10 protein-coding genes are annotated in these 17,415 nt (G+C 65.7%); 5 read left to right on the forward strand and 5 right to left on the reverse strand.

Annotated elements, in window-relative coordinates; genetic code table 11:
• Positions 1–46: 46 nt before the first annotated feature.
• The 5 genes from AC56LN_RS04370 to AC56LN_RS04390 all read right to left on the reverse strand — a co-directional run bounded on the left by AC56LN_RS04370 (position 47) and on the right by AC56LN_RS04390 (position 9,657).
• Entirely contained in the window at positions 47–1,000 is a 954-nt protein-coding gene (locus tag AC56LN_RS04370) for a hypothetical protein (protein ID WP_499570129.1), read from the reverse strand.
• Positions 1,000–3,669: a DNA mismatch repair protein MutS gene (gene mutS / locus AC56LN_RS04375; RefSeq protein WP_499570130.1), complete on the reverse strand. Its 2,670-nt coding sequence runs from the start codon at positions 3,667–3,669 to the stop codon at positions 1,000–1,002. Before mutS ends, AC56LN_RS04370 begins: the two co-directional genes overlap by 1 nt.
• 252 nt (positions 3,670–3,921) lie before the next feature.
• Positions 3,922–4,767 (reverse strand): MaoC/PaaZ C-terminal domain-containing protein, encoded by an 846-nt coding sequence (locus tag AC56LN_RS04380; protein ID WP_499570131.1) that lies wholly within the window; start codon positions 4,765–4,767, stop codon positions 3,922–3,924.
• A 51-nt stretch (positions 4,768–4,818) separates the two neighbouring features.
• Positions 4,819–7,392 (reverse strand): cyanophycin synthetase, encoded by a 2,574-nt coding sequence (gene cphA / locus AC56LN_RS04385; protein ID WP_499570132.1) that lies wholly within the window; start codon positions 7,390–7,392, stop codon positions 4,819–4,821.
• An 87-nt stretch (positions 7,393–7,479) separates the two neighbouring features.
• Positions 7,480–9,657: a cyanophycin synthetase gene (locus tag AC56LN_RS04390; protein WP_499570133.1), complete on the reverse strand. Its 2,178-nt coding sequence runs from the start codon at positions 9,655–9,657 to the stop codon at positions 7,480–7,482.
• Between the two features lie 299 nt (positions 9,658–9,956).
• Between AC56LN_RS04390 and AC56LN_RS04395 the strand changes: the two genes are divergently transcribed.
• From AC56LN_RS04395 to uvrA, 5 genes are all read left to right on the forward strand, one after another.
• Positions 9,957–12,236 (forward strand): cyanophycin metabolism-associated ABC transporter, encoded by a 2,280-nt coding sequence (locus AC56LN_RS04395; protein ID WP_482899672.1) that lies wholly within the window; start codon positions 9,957–9,959, stop codon positions 12,234–12,236.
• Complete coding sequence (locus AC56LN_RS04400; protein ID WP_499570780.1) at positions 12,236–12,715, forward strand: cyanophycin metabolism-associated DUF1854 family protein; 480 nt, start codon at positions 12,236–12,238, stop codon at positions 12,713–12,715. The genes AC56LN_RS04395 and AC56LN_RS04400 overlap by 1 nt, the downstream gene beginning before the upstream one ends.
• A 138-nt stretch (positions 12,716–12,853) precedes the next feature.
• Positions 12,854–13,390 carry a pyridoxamine 5'-phosphate oxidase family protein gene (locus tag AC56LN_RS04405; protein WP_499570134.1) on the forward strand — a complete coding sequence of 179 codons (537 nt, stop codon included), beginning with the start codon at positions 12,854–12,856 and terminating at the stop codon, positions 13,388–13,390.
• Between the two features lie 19 nt (positions 13,391–13,409).
• On the forward strand, positions 13,410–14,651 hold the full coding sequence (locus tag AC56LN_RS04410) for a glycosyltransferase (RefSeq protein ID WP_499570135.1): 1,242 nt from the start codon (positions 13,410–13,412) through the stop codon (positions 14,649–14,651).
• 77 nt (positions 14,652–14,728) lie between these two features.
• A complete protein-coding gene (gene uvrA / locus AC56LN_RS04415; RefSeq protein WP_499570136.1) occupies positions 14,729–17,272 on the forward strand; it encodes an excinuclease ABC subunit UvrA in 2,544 nt (847 codons plus the stop codon).
• Positions 17,273–17,415 lie beyond the last annotated feature (143 nt).

Consider the following 17,415-nt stretch of genomic DNA (forward strand, 5'->3'; position numbering starts at 1 on the left):
CGGCCACCGCATCACGCGGTGGCCGCGTTTGCATCAAGCCTCTGTTTTACTGCTTCGCGTCCACCACCGTGAACGCCGCATCCTTCCCCAGCATCACGTTCACCTCGACGGCTTTGGTTCCCACCGACAGCTGGCCCAGATTATCCTTCCACGTAATGTGCGGCGTGCGGCCACCCGGCGCGCTGCTGTCGACCAGCAGCACCTTGCCATCGAACTTGACTGCCTGCGCCTGGATCTGACGCCGCGCCGCTTCGAACCCGTCGCGTTCGGCCGGCGCGCGCCGCAACAGGCCGCGCAGACCCGCCGGCTGATCGAGATGGAACGGGCGCACGGCCCCTTCCGAGAACAGCACCAGCGCCTGCGCCTTGTCGCTGCGTGCCATCGCGAACAGGCGATTCAGCCAGAAGCGGTTGGCCACGGCCCGGTCTTCGTATTCGCTGTTGCGGCCCGCCGCCGGCAGGAAGTGGTTGTTCGCGGCCGGCAGATTGATGGTGGCGTACAGCACCTTGTCCACCTTCCAGTGTGCGTTTTCGGCGTAGCTGCGAAAACGCGGGCTGGCCGACAGCTGCGTCAGGTGGATCCTGGTTGCGCCAAGCGATTCGGGCTCGCCGTACAGCAGTTCGCGCAGGCGATTCAGGCGCTCGATCGCATTGGTGCGCTTGGCCGAGTTGCGGCAGCCGGTCCAGTCGCTGCCGGCCAGTGACACGATCACGGGCCGCTTGGCATGCTCGAACAGGTCGCGCCGCTGCTGGTACAGCTTGTCGCCGCAGCTTTCGTTTTCGCCCTTGATGCCGGTGAGGACCACGAACGACACCGATTTTTCGGACGAATCGGCCAGCGCCTGCTTCAGGCGTGCGTCGCTTTCGGCGGCGGCGTCATTGCCGACCACGGCGAAGCGGTGCGCGGGGCGCTCTTCCTTGTCCTTGGCCGCCAGCGGCGCGCAGGCCAGGGCGACCGCCAGCAGGGCGGAGCAGGCAATGACCGGGCGCGAAATGGACATCAGGCAGCCAGCCGTTTCAGCTCGTACAGCCGTTCGAGCGCTTCGCGCGGCGTCAGCGCGTCCGGATCGATGGCGTCGAGCGCGTCGCGCAGGCCGTCATCCTGGACCTCTGCCACGACTGGCGCCGGGGCCTCGTCGAGATCGTGCTCGGGCAGCGGCGCGGCGAACAGGTCGCGCTGCGGCGTGCCACCGGCGGCCTGCGCTTCCAGGCGCGCCAGGTGCTTGCGCGCGGCCTTGATCACCGGCTGCGGGACGCCGGCCAGCTGCGCCACCTGCAAGCCGTAGCTTTGCGACGCCGGGCCATCCTGCACCGCATGCAGGAACACGATGCTGTCCTTGTGCTCGACCGCCGACAGGTGCACGTTGTAGGCGCTCGGGTACGATTCCGGCAATTGGGTCAGCTCGAAGTAGTGGGTCGCGAACAGCGTGAAACTGCGGCTCGTGTCGATCAGGTGGCGCGCGATGGCCCACGCCAGCGCGAGACCATCGAAGGTCGAGGTGCCGCGCCCGACTTCATCCATCAGCACCAGCGAATGCTCGGTGGCGCCGTTGAGGATCGCGGCCGATTCGGTCATCTCGACCATGAAGGTCGAGCGGCCGTTGGCCAGGTCGTCGCTGGCGCCGATGCGGGTGAAGATGCGGTCGATCGGCCCCAGCGTGGCTTCTGCCGCCGGCACATAGCTGCCGACATACGCGAGCAGCGTGATCAGCGCGACCTGGCGCATGAAGGTCGATTTACCGCCCATGTTCGGACCGGTGATCAGGAGCAGGCGGCGCTCGTTGGAGAAGCGGCAATCGTTGGCGATGAAGCGCTCGATCTGGTTCTCGACCACCGGATGGCGGCCTTCGATGATGTTCAGGCACGGCGCATCGACCAGCTGCGGTGCGCACCAGCCATGGCGCAGCGCGTGGCTGGCCAGCGCGACCAGCACGTCGGCCTGCGCGATCGCGCGCGCGATGGTTTGCAGGACGCCGATGTGTGGCGCGAGCTGCGCCAGCAAGTCGTCGTACAGGATTTTCTCGCGCGCCAGCGCGCGGTCCTGCGCCGACAGCGCCTTGTCTTCGTACGCCTTCAGTTCGGGCGTGATGTAGCGTTCGCAGTTCTTCAGCGTCTGGCGGCGGCGATAATCGTCCGGCACCTTGGTCGCCTGGCCATTGGTGACTTCGATGTAGAAGCCGTGCACGCGGTTGTACTCGACGCGCAGGTTGGCGATGCCGGTACGGGCGCGCTCGCGTGTTTCAAGGTCGACGAGGAACTGGCCGGCATTCTCGGACAGCGCCTGCAGTTCATCGAGTTCCGCATCGTAGCCGCGCGCGAACACGCCGCCATCGCGGATCATCGCGCTCGGCTCTTCGAGCACGGCGCGCACCAGCAGGTCGAGGCAATCGGCGGGCGTGGCAAGGTCGTCATGCAGCTCGCGCAGCAGCGATGTATCGCCCGGCACGAAGCAGCGCGCCACCAGCTCGCGCAGCATCGGCAAGGCCTTGAGGCCATCGCGCAGGCTCGCCAGGTCGCGCGGGCGCGCGCTGAGCAGTGCCACACGCGTGGTGATGCGCTCGATGTCCGGCACCTGCGCCAGCGTCGGCGACAGGTTGTCGATGGCGTCCGCCTGCAGCAGCGCGGCGATCGACTGGTGACGGCTGCGCGCGATCGACTGGTCGCGGCGCGCGTGGTGCAGCCAGTGGCGCAGCATGCGCGAACCCATCGCCGTGCGGCAGCCGTCGAGCAGCGAAAACAGCGTCGGCGACTCTTGCCCGCGAATGGTTTCGGTCAGCTCCAGATTGCGGCGCGTGGCGGCATCCAGGCCGATGTATTCGTTCTCGTTCTCGCACGCCAGCCCGCGCACGTGCTGCAGCCCGCGGCCTTGCGTCGCCTGGGCATAGCGCAGCAGCGCGCCGGCCGCGCCGAACGCGGCGCCCAGGCCATCGGCGCCAAAGCCCGTGAGCGTGGCGACCTTCAATTGTTCGAGCAGCGCGCCGTGGCCCTTGACCACGTCGAAGTGCCATTCCGGCACGCGCTGGGTGTGCACGGTGGATGCGCCATCGTCGAACATGTCGCCGCAATCGGCGCGCAGGATTTCCGCCGGCGCGATGCGCTCGAGTTCATGCGCCAGACGCGCCTCGATGGCGCGCGCGTCGCCCGAAAATTCCATCAGGCGCAGATTGCCGCTCGCCAGCGACAACCAGGCCAGACCCGCAGTGACGGTCTTGCGCTGGGTTTGCAGGCACAGGGCCAGCAGCGGGCGCTCGGCTTTTTCGGGCAGCAGGTCGGAATCGGTCAGGGTGCCTGGCGTGACGACGCGCATGACCTTGCGTTCGACCGGACCTTTGGATAGCGCAGGGTCGCCAATCTGCTCGCAGATCGCACACGACTCGCCCAGCTTCACCAGTTTGGCCAGATAGCCATCGAGCGAGTGGAACGGCACCCCGGCCATCTTGATCGGATTGCCCTCGGACTTGCCGCGCGCGGTCAGCGTGATGCCCAGCACGCGCGAGGCTTTTTCGGCGTCGTCGAAGAACAGTTCGTAGAAGTCGCCCATGCGGTAGAACACCAGCATGTCGGGGTAGTCGGCTTTGATGCGCAGGTACTGCTGCATCATCGGGGTGTGCTTGTCGGTCGCGCTGTTCTTGACGGCTGCGGCGTTGATTTCAGTGGGAACGGTGGTCATTTCTTCGGATTGGGTACGGCGAGGCAGAGGCTGGCCAGAGCTGCGTATTTTACCGCGATTGACGCTGCGCGCGGCACAGCTGGGGTCAGGTCTGACATTCGGACACAACCTCAGCCTTAGCCGCATCCCAGGGTATCTTGTGCTGATCAGCATGGCACCGTGTCAGGTAGTTCCAACTACTCTACTGTCGAGTTCGTGTCCGAATGTCAGACCTGACCCCGGCTTTTTCGGCTTTTTGCGGGTCGCGCGATATTACGCGTAGCCGAGCGTACCTTCGACGGCCACGCGATTGCTGCACAGCACGACAAAACTGCCGGGGACTTCGCAGGCCATCAACGTTGCCGAAGCACCGAGCGGCACTGCGCGTTTAAAGCGGCACGCCAAACTCGTAACGCGACGATTGGTCGATTGTTCGAACGCTGCGCAGACGCGTGCCATGGTTTCCATGCCGTGGATGATCGGCGCATGCATCCCCATCAGCCGCGCACTCCATGGCCACAGATGAATGGGATTCCAGTCCCCAGACAAGGCCGCATAGCGGCGCCCTGCATCGGCGGCTACGAACCATTCTGCGATGAAGTTGCCTGCGGGCATGATCGAAGGTGAGGCGGAAGCATGCCTGCCGCGTTTCCCGCGTTTGATCAGGTACCGGCTGGTGCAGGTGAAGACCGTTTTTCCATCAGCGCTTGCCACTGTCTCCAGCACACATTCGACGGCGCCATTGTCCCCGGGTTGCGGCATCGACAATGTGGTCACGAGCATCAGCGGCGCATCAGTGCGTACCTCGCAATGCATCGCGAGATCGTTCGACACATGAATCAATCCGACAATCCGAAACGGGATGGCCCGATCAAGCATCGTCGCCAGTTGCGCGCGTTGCGCCAGCAGATAGAGGTAGGTCAGCGGCACGGGGCCGGGCGGGAAGCCGAATGCATCGCTGTAGCGCCGCACGTGATCGGCATCGATCCGGTCCAGCCGGTAGCTGGCCTGGACCAATTCCGCCGACACCCGCGCGGGCCGCTTGAACAATGCCCGCACCAGCGGCCAGGCACTGGCCCTGGGCAGGGCAGGGAAGGATGACGGGGACGGGCTATTCATCGATGCAGCATACCGTGTCGTCGCCCGTCCCCGTTAATACAGCACCGAGACTCAGGCTGCTGCCTTGACCCGCGCCGTAATATGCGCCAGCGCCTCATCGACCTGGTCGATCAGGATCAGGCACAAGTCGCCATCACCCAGACGCGAGAGCGCCCGGTCAATCGCCACGAACTCGCCATTGATTTCTTCGACGTGGCCCGTGCGCGTCGCATTGCTCAGTCCAGCGCGCAGCAGCGCAATGACTTCGCCGTCGGCGCGGCCACGCTGGCACTGGTCCTGATACAGCAGCACGTCGTCGAATGCCGCGCCCAGGATTTCGGTCTGCTGCGTGATGTCCTGGTCGCGCCGGTCGCCGGCGCCGCTGATCACCACCGAGCGGCGCTTGGCCGGCATGCTTTCCACTGCATTGACCAGCGCGGCAATGGCATCCGGATTGTGGCCGTAGTCAGCGATCACGGTCGCGCCCTTGTAGTCGAACACGTTGAAACGCCCCGGCGCATTGTCGCTCTCGCCGACGAAGGTCTTCAGGCCCAGGCGGATCGCATCCCACGACGTGCCCACGCCCCACGCTGCAGCCACCGACGCCATCACGTTCTCGACCTGGAAGCCCACCACCCCACCGCGCGTGATCGGCACTTCCTTCAGGTCGATGCGTTCGACGAACGATTCCTGCGCCGCCACCAGATAGCCTTCTTCGACGAAGACGACGCGGCGGCCCTGCGCGCGGTGCATCGCCATGACGGGATTGCCCACGTCCTGCGCGAAGAACGTGACGTCGCCGCGCGTCCTTTCGGCCATTGCCGCCACGGTCGGATCGGCGGCGTTGAGCACCGCCATGCCGCCGACGGCCACGTTCTGCACGATCACGCGCTTGAGCACGGCCAGGTCTTCGAGCGTGGTGATGTAGTTCAGGCCCAGGTGGTCGCCCGAGCCGATATTGGTCACCACCGCGACCTGGCACTTGTCGTAGGCCAGGCCTTCGCGCAGCAGGCCGCCGCGCGCCGTCTCGAACACGGCCGCGTCGACGTCAGGGTGCAGCAGCACGTTGCGCGCGCTGCGCGGGCCGCTGCAATCGCCGCTTTCGATGCGGCGGCCTTCGATGTACACACCGTCGGTATTGGTCATGCCGGTGCGCAGGCCGGACGCCGTGAGCAGGTGCGCGATCAGGCGCACGGTGGTCGTCTTGCCGTTCGTGCCGGTGACGGCCACGATCGGGATGCGGCCGTCGTCGCCGTCCTTGAACAGCGTGTCGACGATCGCTTCGCCGATCGGGCGCGGTTTGCCGAACGATGGCGCCAGGTGCATGCGCAGGCCCGGCGCGGCGTTGACTTCGACGATGCCGCCGTTCTGGTCTTCGATCGGTTGCAGGACGCTGTCGCAGACCAGGTCGACGCCGCAGATATCCAGGCCGATCATGTGGGCGGCAGCGACGGCGCGCGCCGCGACTTCCGGGTGCACGTCGTCGGTCACGTCGGTGGCCGAGCCGCCGGTGGACAGGTTCGCGTTATTGCGCAGGACGACGCGCTGGCCGATGGCGGGCACCGAGTCCGGGCTCAAGCCGTTCTGGGCCAGCGTGCCGATGGCGATGTCGTCGAAGCGGATCTTGGTCAGCGACGTGCCGTGGCCATCGCCGCGGCGCGGATCCAGGTTGACCTGCTCGACCAGCTCGCGCACGCTGCGCTCGCCATCGCCCACCACCTGTGGCGGTTCGCGGCGCGCGGCGGCCACCAGCTTGTCGCCCACCACCAGCAGGCGGTAGTCGTGGCCCGGCAGGTAGCGCTCGACCAGGATGTCGTCGCGGAATTCGCTGGCGGCCTTGAAGCCGGCGTCCAGCTGCTCGCGCGTGGTGACGTTGACGGTCACGCCCTTGCCCTGGTTGCCGTCCTTCGGCTTGATCACGACCGGCAGGCCGATCTCCATCGCGGCAGCCCACGCGTCATCGGGGTCGGAGACGCCGCGGCCCTGTGGCACCGGCACGCCGGCCGCGTCGAGCAGCTTCTTGGTCAGCTCCTTGTCCTGCGCGATCGATTCGGCAATTGCGCCGGTGGCGTCGATCTCGGCGGCCTGGATGCGGCGCGCGCGGCTGCCCCAGCCGAACATGACCATGCTGCCTTCGGTCAGGCGGCGGAACGGGATGTTGCGGGCCACGGCGGCCTGCACGATCGAGCCGGTCGACGGGCCCAGGCGCACGTCTTCATCCGTCGCGCGCAGTTGCGCCAGCGCGGCGGGCACGTCGAACGGGGTGTCGTTGCGGGCAGCTGCGATCAGCTGCTGCGCGAGTTCGAGGGCCTGGCGGCCGACGTCTTCTTCGCTGTATTCGACAACGACCTGGTAGATGCCGGTTTCCAGCGTGGCGGTGGTGCGGCTGAAGGTCACCGGGCAGCCGGCTTCCGCTTGCAGGTGCAGCGCGACCAGTTCGAGCACGTGGGCCAGCGGGATCGTTTCATAGTGGCCGAACGGCTGCAGGCCGCCGATCTGCGGGAAGCGTACGCGCAGGCGCGATTCGAAACCGGGCAGTTCGCCGATGGATTGTTCCTCGGGCGTGCACGTCACGATCGCCTCGACCGAGGTGTGGTGGCTCCAGAGATTGGGGCCACGCAGGGCCCGTACGCGAGATACTTCCATAAACCGTCATTCCTTTCGCGGGCCGCGCACCGTGCGCACATGCGCGGGGGCGGGCACCAGGCCCGGCAGGTCGCCGGGCAATGTCATTCAATAGGTCGTTTGTTTTGGTGTCGCGTCGAACGCGCGCAGGCCGCCGCACAGCAGGTCACTCGGCACGCCAAGCGCCCACGCCGCTGCCACTGCCGCCAGCACGTTTTCGGGGTACTTCACGGTCGACGGCTTCATCGTGTCCAGCGTGTTCAGACGCGTCTCGGCGTCGCCTTCGGCCAGCATGATGCGGCCGTCACGGACGAACACGATGCGCTCACCGGCCGCGCGGTGCGCTGCCAGCACCGCATGGTGTTCGTCGAAGGCGTAGAAGATCACGCCGCCGTCGCACAGTTCGGCCAGCGCCGCGACCTGCTCGTTGGCGGCGTTGAGTACGGCCACGCCCTCCGGCAGGATCACGTCGACCTGGGTGCGGATCACGTTGCGCAGTGCGTCGTCATCATGGATATGGAATTCTGCCAGGTCGGCCAGACCCGCCATGTCGGTCACGACGCCCACGGTGCAGCGGTCGTACGGCAGGCCGTCCTGCAGGATCGAGCGGGCGTTCGATTCGAACACCGCCGTCTGCACGTTACGGTTGATCAGGATGCGCTGGCCGGCTTCGACGCTCGTGCTGTCGCGGTTCGAGATCACGCGCGCATTCAGGTACAGGCCTTCGCCGTTGGCCACGCCGACCTCTTTGCCGGTGATGTTGACCAGGCAGCCGATCAGGCGCGTGATCAGGCTGCAGCCGAGCGAGCCGGTCACGCCGACCACCGGGATGCGCGCTGTTTCTTCCGGCGCGAACAGGTGTTCGATGATGTCCTTGCCGACGTTGCGCGCGGTGCCGCTGGCCGGCTTGGTGTGGGCGAGCAGGCCCGGGCTGGCATTGACTTCGATGATCGCGCCACGCTGCTCGAGCAGCGGGCGGCCGATGTCTTCGCACACCAAGTCGATGCCGGCGATGTCCAGGCCGACGATACGCGCGGCCAGCGCGGCGGCATGCGCGACGTCCGGGTGCAGCTGGTCGGTGACGTCATCGGCGACGTTGCCGTTCATCTGGATCAGCACCTTATGGCCGGCAGGCGGCACCGAATCCGGCGTCAGGCCCTGGCGCTTGAGCTGCAACTGGTTTTCTTCGCTCTTGCGCGGCTCGACGGGGCTGAGCGGGAATTCTTCGCTCTCGCCACGGCGCGGGTCGGTGTTGATCTGGCTGTCGCACAGCTCGGCCACGTTCTGGCGGCCATCGCCCGTTACCCACAGCGATTCGCCGCGCGCGACGGCAACGACCTTGCGGCCGACCACCAGCAGGCGGTGCTCGCTGCCCGTGATGAAGCGCTCGACCAGCACCGAGCGGCTTTCGCCTTCTTCGGAGGCGATCAGGTAAGCGGCCCGCACTTCGGCTTCGGTATTCAGGTTCAGCGAGACGCCGCGGCCGTGATTGGCGTCAACCGGCTTGACGACCACCGGCAGGCCGATGTCCTGCGCTTCTTCCCACGCTGCGTCGGCGCTGCGCGCGATGGCGCCTTCCGGCACCGGCACGCCGCACGAGGCGAGCAGGTTCTTGGTCATGTCCTTGTCGCTGGCAATGCCTTCGGCAATCGCGCTGGTGCGGTCGGTCTCGGCGGTCCAGATGCGGCGCTGCGCGGCGCCGTAACCCAGTTGCACCAGATTGCCGTCGGTCAGGCGGATCGACGGGATGCGGCGGTCGGTGGCGGCGTCGACGATGTGCGCGGTCGACGGGCCCAGGCACAGGCGGTCGACCATGTCGGTCAGGCGGGCAATCGCGGCGGGCAGGTCGAACGGCTCGTCGTTGATCGCGGCCATCATCAGGCGATGGGCGACTTCCAGCGCGGCGCGCCCGACGACGTTATCCCGCGTGCGGAAGGCCATCTTGTAGACGCCATGCTCACCGGTGGAGCGGGTCTTGCCGAAGCCCGTCTTCATGCCGGCCAGGCTCTGCACTTCGAGCACGACGTGTTCGAGGATGTGGCCGGCCCAGGTACCTTCGTTCAGGCGCTCGATGAAGCCGCCGTGGTAACCGACGCCGCAGTGGTGTTCGATCAGGCCGGGCAGCCAGGTGGTCAGGCGCGTCGTGAACCCGGGGAGCAGATTCGACGGATAGTCTTCCAGTTCGCCGATGTCGAGCCAGGCCTCGAGCACGGGACGGTAGGTCCAGATGTTCGGTCCCGCCAGATAAGTAATGCGCAGGAATTTGATATCGTTCTTTTTCGTCATGTAAATACGTTGGTCACCTGGCGCTACTCCCACACCGGCGACTTGTCCTTGTATGCCTGAGGTGTCACTACGTTAGCGAAAGGCCGCCAATCGCAGCGCACATCAGCGCTGATCCTATCCAGTTGCTGCTTTTACTTAGCCGCAATATTTTCGTCAAAACACATTTCGTGTCATCCAAACTCTGCCCAAAAACGTTCTAGCGCTCTGTAGAGCGTTTCATGCTTGGCATAACAACAACCGCCGCTCGCTTTACCCATACCGAATCTTTGCCGAATTAAAGCCCGTTTCGGGCGCAAACCATGACAACAAAACAACTTGCCAATCCGTCGTCGCTGGCAATAGCCGCCAATTTCTTGCCAGATAACTGGGAAAGTGACGTCGCGAAACAGCTTGCATCAGGGGAAAACGTTTTAAGCAGCGTTGAGGTTGACCTCGATGCGAAATTACATTTCTCAAAAGGATTAGTTTTGGTGACCGACCGGCGCCTTCTGGCGCGCGCGCCGGGCGAAACGGCGTGGCGCGACTGGTCATACCGCGAAGGACTGGCGCTGCGCCACCACGACCATGCCGGTGTCGGGCATCTCGAACTGACCGATGCGCACGGGCTCCTGGCCAGCTGGCGCTTCACGCTGGGCCAGAACCTGCACGCCGTGCGTGTGGCCGACCAGTTCCAGGATCAAATGGAAAGCGCGCTGACGGGCGTGGCCATCCAGCCGCCCGAGCAGCATACTTGTCCAAGTTGCAAGGCGCCTCTCGACGCCGACCAGGACGATTGCCCGATCTGCGAAAAAGTTCTGCACACGCCACCATCGACGTGGACGCTGTTCCGCCTGTGGCGCTTCGCCAAGCCGTATCAGGGGCAGTTGTTCCTGGGCTTCTTGCTGATGCTGGGCTCGACCGGCGCACACATGATTCCGCCGTACCTGACGATGCCGCTGATGGACAATGTCCTGATCCCGTACCAGAACGGGCAGCAGATCGACACGAGCCTCGTGTATATGTATATGGGCGGCTTGCTGGCCTCGGCCGTGCTGGCCTGGGCGCTGGGCTGGGCCAAGACCTATGTGCTGGCGCTGGCCTCTGAGCGCATCGGCGCCGACCTGCGCTCGACCACCTACGAGCACCTGATGCGCCTGTCGCTCGAATTCTTCGGCGGCAAGCGCACGGGCGACCTGATGGCGCGCATCGGCAGTGGCTCCGACCGCATCTGCGTGTTCCTGTCGCTGCACCTGCTGGACTTCCTGTCCGATGTACTGATGATCATCATGACGGGCGTGATCCTGTTCTCCATCAATCCGTGGCTGGCCCTCGTGACGCTGGCACCGCTGCCATTCATCGCCTGGATGATCCACCTGGTGCGCGACAAACTGCGCACCGGCTTCGAAAAGATCGACCGCGTCTGGGGCGAAGTGACCAATGTGCTGGCCGACACGATCCCCGGCATCCGCGTCGTGAAAGCCTTTGCACAAGAGAAGCGCGAAGCGGCCCGTTTCCGCGAAGCCAACCGGCACAACCTGAACGTCAACGATAAGCTCAACCGCGTGTGGTCGCTGTTCTCGCCGAGCGTGTCGTTCCTGACCGAGCTGGGCCTGCTGGTGATCTGGTGCTTCGGCATCTGGCAAGTCTCGCGCGGCGACATCACGGTCGGTACCCTGACCGCGTTCATCGCCTACAGCGGCCGTTTCTATGTGCGTCTCGATTCGATGAGCCGCATCGTGTCGGTCACGCAAAAGTCGGCCTCGGCCGCCAAGCGCATCTTCGACATTCTCGATCACGTCTCGAGCGTGCCCGATCCGGTCAACCCGGTGAAGGTGGCCAAGGTCGAAGGCAATATCGAGCTGCGCGAAGTCGGTTTCCGTTACGGCAACCGCGCCGTCAATCGCGGCATTTCGCTCAATATCAAGGCTGGCGAGATGGTGGGCCTGGTCGGCCACAGCGGTTCGGGCAAAAGCACGCTGGTCAATCTGATCTGCCGCTTCTACGACGTGTCCGAAGGCGCGATCCTGCTTGATGGCAAGGACATCCGCTCGTTCGCTGTCGCCGATTACCGCCGCAATATCGGCCTGGTGCTGCAGGAACCGTTCCTGTTCTTCGGCACCATTGCCGAGAACATCGCCTACGGCAAGCCGGACGCATCGCGCGAAGACATCATCGCGTCGGCCCGGGCGGCGCATGCGCACGAATTCATCCTGCGCCTGCCGCAGGGCTACGATTCGATGGTCGGCGAGCGCGGCCAGGGCCTGTCGGGTGGCGAACGCCAGCGCATTTCGATTGCTCGCGCGCTCTTGATCGATCCGCCGATCCTCATCATGGACGAGGCCACCTCGTCGGTCGACTCGGAAACCGAGAAAGAAATCCAGAAGGCGCTCGACAATCTGGTGCAGGGCCGCACGACCATTGCCATCGCGCACCGTTTGTCGACGCTGCACCGCGCCGATCGCCTGGTCGTGCTCGACCGCGGCGTGGTGGTGGAAGAGGGCAGCCACGATGACCTGATGGCGCGCGAAGGCGCGTATCACCGCCTGTACGAAGCGCAAGCGCGCAACGTGGACCAGGACCTCGACGACAAGGACGCATGATGAGTATCGTTTCGACCACCCCGTTCCAGCTGCGCCGCGATGCATTCGGCAAGCTGGTGATCACCCTCGAGACTGGTGAAGAATATGTGGGCGTGACGCCCGTGCGCGCCTTCCCGATCCAGGCGCCAACCAGGGGCATTTCGCTGGTGCGCGACGGCGGCAAGGAAGTCGCCTGGATCGACGACCTGGCCACCATGCCCGAGGATATCCGCACGCTCGTCAGCGACGAAATCGGCGGCCGCGAATTCATCCCCGAGATCATCAATATCAAGGATGTGTCGAGCTTTGCCACGCCGTGCACCTGGTACGTGACGACCGACCGGGGCGACACCGAGTTCGTGCTCAAGCTCGACGAAGATATTCGCCGCATCGGCGAAGCATCGCTGCTGGTGGCCGACAGCCACGGCATCAACTTTCTGGTGCGCGACATGTTCAAGATCGACAAGCACAGCCGCAAGATTCTCGATCGTTTCCTGTGATCCAGGGGGGGGCGCCTCCGCTTTGACCCGTGAGCGGGGGCATGTGCTTCCATCCGTTCGTCGGCCCACATACCGCCGGCGCGGATGACGTTACAGTTGTCTCATCGGCCACACGGCCTTCGCTAACAGGAGACGACCATGGATTCCATCAACCGCAACCAGCCCGAAGAAAACCGCCGCGATCTGGCAGGTCTTGACGCCATTGAACGCATCAAGGACATCATCGACGATGCCGAGACCGGCTTCTTCATCACCGGCGGCGGCACCGGCGACAGCCGCGGCGTGCGCCCGATGAGCGTGCGCGAGACCGACGACAACGGCGCCATCTGGTACCTGGGCGCGATCGACAGCCACACGAACCAGGAACTGCAGGCCAATCCCACCGTCAAACTGTTCTTCCAGGCGGGCGAAAACGCTGGTTTCCTGGAGCTCGACGGTCACGCTGAAGTATCGCAGGACAAGGCCCGCATCAAGCAGCTGTGGGAGCCGCTGCTGAAAACCTGGTTCACCGAAGGCGAGGACGACCCGCGCATCATCGTGATCAAGGTGACGCCGAAGTCCGGTTATTATTGGGACAACAAGCACGGCGGCATCGTGGCCGGCGCGAAGATGGCGATCGGCGCCGTGATCGGCAAGACGCTGGACGATTCCATTGAAGGCACGCTGACCTTCTAATTCGGGGAGGGCAGGGCCCATGCATGTGATCCTGGTGACGATGGGCTCTGCCGGGGACCTGTTCCCGTTCCTGTGGATCGGGCGGGCGCTGCGCGAGCGCGGTCACCGCGTCGATTTTCTGGGCCCCGACCTGCATGCACTGTATGTCGATGCCGCTGGCCTGACCTTTCACGGCTTGCCGGCTGATCCTGCCGTCCTCGATCATCCCGACCTGTGGCATCCCACCCGTGGCCTGGCCGTGGTGTGGGACGCAACGCGGCCGGCAATGGCGCAACTGCCTGCCATGGTGGCAGCGCTCGACAGCGGCAAGGACACCTTGCTGCTCGTGCATCCGCTGGCACTGCCCGAAGCAGATCTGTGCCGCCACAACCGGCCCGGTCTGCGCATCGCGGCGACCTGGCTGGCGCCATCGAACCTGCCTACCGTACATGACCCGCTGCTGCTGGGCCCCTGGCCCGTGCCGACCTGGGTGCCGCACGGCGTGCGGCGCTGGTTGTGGCGCACGCTCGCCGCGCGCTTCATTGATCCGGTCGCGTTGCCCGGCCTGAATGCGGCGCGTGCCGAGCGCGGATTGCCCCGTGTGCGCAGCCTGATCGACTACATCCACACCGTTCCCGACCTGTCGCTGGCGCTGTTCCCCGACTGGTTTGCCGCGCCCGTGCCGGACTGGCCGCAACCGCTGGTCCAGACCGGCTTTCCCCTCTACGATCCCGATCCCGACGCGGCGCCCAGCGCCACGCTGCGGGCGTTTCTCGCCGCCGGCGCGCCGCCGGTGGTGTTCACGCCAGGCACCGGCAACCGGCAGGCGGGGCGCTACTTCGAAGCGGCGGCGCAAGCCGTCGCGCAACTGGGCCTGCGCGCGATCTTCCTGACGCCGCACCGCGAGCAGCTGCCCGGCTCGCTGCCGCCATCCATCTGCTGGCAAGATTACGTGCCGCTCAAGGCCCTGTTGCCGCACGTGGCCGCGCTGGTGCACCACGGCGGCATCGGTACGACGGCCGAAGCGCTGCGCGCCGGCACGCCGCAACTGGTGGTGCCGCTCGCGCACGACCAGTTCGATAACGCGGCAAGGGTCATGGCGCTGGGAGCGGGCGCCAGCCTGCACGCCCGGCGCGTGACACCGGCAAGGATGGCGACCGCGCTGCAGCAGGTTCTGACGGGCGCAGTGGCATCACAGGCGGCGGCTGTTGCCGCCCGTTTCACCACGCCGGACCGGCTCGATGCGCTCTGTCGCCAACTGGAAGACCTGGCGCACGGTTGAGCCGATTGTTGGTAAGCGCACCGACACCGTTGTCCCAAGGGCGTCCAATGGCGTATCTAGAATATGCCGGAGGGCAGATGCCCAGCAAGAAAACCACCCCCCAGAACGCTGCCGAAGACGGCTTCGTCCATGTCCGCGGTGCCCGCGAACACAATCTGAAAAACGTCAGCCTCGATATCCCGCGCGGACAGCTCGTCGTGTTTACCGGGGTCTCGGGGTCGGGCAAGTCGTCGCTCGCCTTCGGCACGCTGTACGCCGAGGCCCAGCGCCGCTATCTCGAATCGGTCTCGCCCTATGCCCGGCGCCTGTTTCACCAGATGCCGGTGCCCGAAGTCGACACGATCGAAGGCTTGCCGCCGGCCGTCGCCCTGCAGCAGCAGCGCGGCACGCCGACGGCCCGCTCATCGGTCGGCAGCGTCAGCACCTTGTCCAATTCGCTGCGCATGCTGTATTCGCGTGCCGGCGATTATCCGGCCGGGCAGGAGCTGCTGTACGCCGAATCCTTTTCGCCCAACACGCCGCAGGGCGCGTGCCCGCGCTGTTCGGGCATGGGGCGCGTGTTCGAGGTGACCGAGCAATCGATGGTCCCGGACGACAGCCTGACGATCCGCGAACGGGCGATTGCCGCCTGGCCGCCGGCCTGGCACGGCCAGAACCTGCGCGACGTGCTGGTCACGCTGGGCTACGACGTCGACACGCCGTGGCGCGACCTGCCCAAGAAGGACCGCGACTGGATCCTGTACACCGACGAAAGCCCGAGCGTGCCCGTGTACGCGGGCCTGACGCCCAAGGAAACCCGCGCCGCGCTCAAGCGCAAGGACACGCCCAGCTACCAGGGCACGTTCACCGGCGTGCGCCGCTACGTGATGCAGACCTTTGCCAATACCGAAAGCGCATCGATGAAAAAGCGCGTGGCGCGCTACATGGTCAGCACCGCGTGTCCGGAGTGCGAGGGCAAGCGCCTGCGGCGCGAGTCGCTGTCGGTGACGTTCGCAGGCATGGACATCGCCGAACTCTCGCGCCTGCCGCTGGCGCGCCTGGCCGAATTGCTGGCGCCGTACACCCACGCGACGAGCAAGGTCGAGAAAGGCTTGCATGCCGAGCAGCTGATCGTGCGCCGGCGCATCGCCGACGACCTGTCGGCGCGCATCGAGGTGCTGCTGGCGCTTGGCCTCGGTTACCTGGCGCTCGATCGCAGCACGCCAAGCCTGTCGCCGGGTGAACTCCAGCGCCTGCGCCTGGCCACGCAAGTGCGCTCCAGCCTGTTCGGCGTCGTCTACGTGCTCGATGAACCGTCGGCCGGCCTGCATCCGGCCGATGCCGAAGCGCTGCTCGACGCGCTGGCGCAGCTGAAAGCCGCCGGCAACTCGCTGTTCGTCGTCGAACACGCGCTGGACGTGATCCGCCAAGCCGACTGGATCGTCGACGTCGGACCGCTGGCCGGCGAGCGCGGTGGGCAGGTGCTCTACAGCGGCGTGCCGGAAGGCTTGCGCGATGTGGAAGCATCGCAGACGCGGCGCTACCTGTTCGGCGAAGCGTCCCTGGCGCCGCGCACGCCGCGCGAACCGACCGGCTGGCTCAAGCTCGAGGGTGTACGCCGCAACAATCTGCAGGACCTCGCCGTCGCGTTCCCGCTCGGTGTGCTGACGAGCGTGACGGGCGTGTCGGGCTCGGGTAAATCAAGCCTGGTCAGCCAGGTGCTGGTCGAACTGGTCGGCGCGGCCCTGGGGCAGGGCAGCGCGGTGGCCGAAGAGCAGTCCGATGAACCGGATCTGGAACGCGACGAAGCCCTGCCGCTGGAAGGGCGCATCGTGGCCGGCATGGAGGGCGTGCGGCGCCTGGTGCGGGTCGACCAGAAGCCGATCGGGCGCACACCACGCTCGAACCTGGCCACCTATACGGGGCTGTTCGACCAGGTGCGCAAGCTGTTCGCCGCTACGCCGGATGCAAAGAAGCGCCGTTTTGATGCCGGCCGCTTCTCGTTCAACGTCGCCAAGGGCCGCTGCGAGCACTGCGCGGGCGAAGGTTTCGTGATGGTCGAACTGCTATTCCTGCCGAGCGTGTACGCGCCATGCCCGACCTGCGACGGCGCGCGCTACAACGCGCAGACGCTCGAAGTGACCTACCGTGGCAAGAACATTGCCGAGGTCCTGGGCATGACGGTGGGCGAGGCGATCACCTTCTTCAAGGATGAAGCGTTGGTCGAGCGCTCGCTGGAAGTGCTGAACGAGGTCGGGCTGGATTACCTGCGCCTGGGCCAGCCGGCCACCGAACTGTCGGGTGGCGAGGCGCAGCGCATCAAGCTGGCGTCCGAGCTGCAGCGCGCCACGCGTGGCAATGCGCTGTACGTGCTGGACGAGCCGACCACCGGACTGCACCCGGTCGATGCGGACCGCCTGATGGTGCAGCTGAACCGCCTGGTCGACGCCGGCAACACGGTGATCGTAGTCGAGCACACGATGCGCGTGGTGGCCGGCAGCGACTGGGTGATCGATGTCGGTCCCGGCGCTGGTGATCTGGGCGGCAATATCGTGGTGGCCGGGCCGCCGCAGGATGTCGCACGCAGCAAGAAAAGCCGCACAGCGCAGTACCTGAAGCCGCATCTGGCCCAGGCACGGTAGCACGCGAAGCGGTGCGCCCGGCGCGTATCCATTTTGCTAAGATTACGGATGTTGCGCACGGTCGCGCTTTGGCACGACCGTGCGCATTTCGTGTGGGCGCGATGTCACGTTTGCGTTACACTTGGGATATTTTTTTTCTAACA

The organism is Telluria sp. ZT3P26 (genome assembly GCF_059686035.1).